This is a genomic window from Liquorilactobacillus mali (assembly GCF_001437155.1).
GTDB classification, from domain to species: Bacteria; Bacillota; Bacilli; order Lactobacillales; family Lactobacillaceae; genus Liquorilactobacillus; species Liquorilactobacillus mali_A.
This window is the reverse complement of record NZ_JQAR01000066.1, coordinates 1-986: the sequence shown is the minus strand read 5'-3', so window position 1 is coordinate 986 and position 986 is coordinate 1. Positions and strand designations below refer to the sequence as shown.

Annotated in this window: 1 protein-coding gene; it reads right to left on the bottom strand. The window is 42.8% G+C overall.

Going from position 1 to position 986, the window contains the following annotated elements; genetic code table 11:
* Positions 1 to 11: 11 nt before the first annotated feature.
* Positions 12 to 890 carry an IS982-like element ISLpl4 family transposase gene (locus IV36_RS11730; protein ID WP_003561820.1) on the bottom strand — a complete coding sequence of 293 codons (879 nt, stop codon included), beginning with the start codon at positions 888 to 890 and terminating at the stop codon, positions 12 to 14.
* Positions 891 to 986 lie beyond the last annotated feature (96 nt).

Genomic DNA, 986 nt, shown 5'->3' with positions numbered 1-986 from the left:
TACGCGTGGTGCTAGTTCGTCACAAAATTAAAAAATCCTAAATTATAGACTAAAATTGCCAGTTCAATTTTTAGTTGAAAGCCAAAGGCACTCCGCGTTAAGTTAGTTTCAATTCCAAAATCACTAACTAAGGTAGAAAAACGCGATTCAATTGTGCGACGTAACGCCTTGAGCGCGCGCTTATTATGTTCCTTGGCCCCCTTCATATTCGAACGGTATGGTGTCCATAACGTGTAGCCTAATTGCTTAAATTCAGCGCCAAGTCGCTTGCCTACATAACCGACATCGGCCAAAACAATTGGACAAGGACAATCATCAATCAAGCTAACGGCAACTTTTGTATCATGGACCGAAGCGGCAGTCACCACATAATTCAGAATGTAGCCATCAGTGGTTACTAGCATGTGGGTTTTAAACCCATAGAACGACATTTGCTTAGTGGCATTGTAGCCAATATTAGCTTGCCCAGCAAAAATACGTGCTCTAAATTTACGTACTGGTTCACACAATGGATTCGGCAAACTATCAATGATTGCGATCTGTCCAGGTTGGGCTGCTTCACGCGTCAAACCAGTACGGATCGCATTGACCACGGGTAATAATTGTAGTGCGCGACGGTTGAACCGTGACCGACTAATGGTGATTTTTTGCGGCATAAAGGCGGTCATCAAGCGCCAAAAACGGCGTTGTGATTGGATACCAAGCGTTGTTTGTAAACACAGTAGCGCCAACAATCGACAGTCATCGATTTTAACGTGCGCCACATTACGCCGTTGCGTCACACAACGCGGGCAATAGCGCTGGTAAAGCGACTGGCACAGCTGATAAAAATAATGATAGTTACCTTGTAATTCGTGACGAATTTGTTTAAACTTAGGATGGTTCAACATCGTTAGGACTCCTTTTAAGTTTAGTCACTTATGAGTCTAACTGTGTTGGACTTTTTTGTTAATTTTTTTGTATTATTACAAACTAGCACCACGCGT